Below are 1,465 nucleotides of genomic sequence, written 5' to 3'. Positions count from 1 at the left end.
AACGATGTACTCTATTCCTTTTCGTTGAAGGTTCATAGCACCAATGCGGTCATCGTTTGAGGTATATCCGCATGTTCGACAACAAAAGGTGTGTGTACGCTTGTTTCGATTGGCTTTTTCCGTATGACCACACTTTGGACATGTCAAAGAGGTGTAATGCGGAGCAACCACCATCACTTTTGACCCATGCAAACGTGCCTTATACTCTAACATTTGACGGAACTGATAGAACGCCCACGATACGGTTTCATATCGGTCATGGATACGTACACGTTCTGTTTTTTCACGAATGCCTGTTAAATCTTCTAATACAAAAAGGGTACGTTCTCCATATTGACGAACGAGTGCCTTCGTGACAGCATGGTTCACATCCGTCATCCAACGGTTTTCTCGTTGTCCGATTGTTTTCAACTTCCGACGCGCAGAAGCCGTCCCTTTTTGCTGGAGGGTTTTTCGCATTCGTTTGTACTTCGCCCGCATATGCTTGATTTTTCGTCCGTTAAAAAAGGTAGTTTTCCCTTGCGAATCATAAGCTGTTGCAAGAAAGTTAACCCCTACATCGACACCGACCACTTGGCGAATGTTGTGTTCATCTACGGTTGGAATTGTTTTGGTCATGGGGATGTGCAAAAAGAATTGGTTATGCTTATAGACGAGTTTGGCTGTGCCAAACGTCCATGAGCCATCAAAATATTGTTCCATGCCTTTTGGTTCGAATGGCACTTTGATTCGTCCTTCTAGCGTATTGACAGAAAATAACCCTTGAACAATGGAGTAATCTCGATTCCAAACGAGATCATATTCAGGCTTTTTAAAGCGAACCAATGTCCATTCGTGACCATTGCTTTTTAGGGAACGATATCTAGCGATAACCGTCTTGATTACAGATTGTGCCATTTGCGAACGCAAAGCGTAGTTTGATCGAAGTAGACGATAGGTCATGTCGTGTAACTTGGCTTGTGCAAGCACTTTTGTGTCAAAAATCACAACAGATACAGCGTTGCACGCTTGTCGATAAGCGGAAAGGGTGGCTTTCAATACTTCTGCTTGTTCCGCTGTTGGGTAAATTTTTATTTTGGCTGTTAACGTCATGTCCATTTGTCTCACCTCTCTTTCACTAAATATATTATATAATATATTATATCATATTTTTTAGTGATACAAAAACAAAAAAAGCGATTCCTCCCCCACTTACTCCCTTTGGTCGTTGAAGTGGGGGTCTCCTCGCCAAAGACGATGAAAAAAACAATTAAACAAAAATATAAAGATACCCGTGGTGCTAGTTGAGTGTCAGCGCTCAACCAGCCCTAGTGTGACCAAGGAATAAGCCAACAAGATGCCATCGAGTGCCACTTCAAACCCGGCCATGGAATTCGCTCGAATGTCGGTGATCCGGTATTGGTCTACGAGAATCGAAAACACCGTCTCGATGACTTTGCGTTTTTTCCTGATCCATTCTTCCCAT

At 42.9% G+C, this 1,465-nt stretch carries 2 protein-coding genes; both read right to left on the bottom strand.

Annotated elements, in window-relative coordinates; genetic code table 11:
• Positions 1 to 1,098: RNA-guided endonuclease InsQ/TnpB family protein (locus CV945_RS16815; protein ID WP_100660196.1), on the bottom strand; the 1,098-nt coding region annotated here is incomplete at its 3' end.
• 192 nt (positions 1,099 to 1,290) lie between these two features.
• Positions 1,291 to 1,465, bottom strand: a 175-nt coding sequence (locus CV945_RS16810) for a transposase (protein ID WP_157807578.1), incomplete at its 5' end; no start/stop codon positions are given.

This window comes from Geobacillus sp. Manikaran-105, assembly GCF_002809955.1.
GTDB classification, from domain to species: domain Bacteria; phylum Bacillota; class Bacilli; order Bacillales; family Anoxybacillaceae; genus Geobacillus; species Geobacillus thermophilus.
This window is presented reverse-complemented; position numbering and strand designations above follow the sequence as displayed.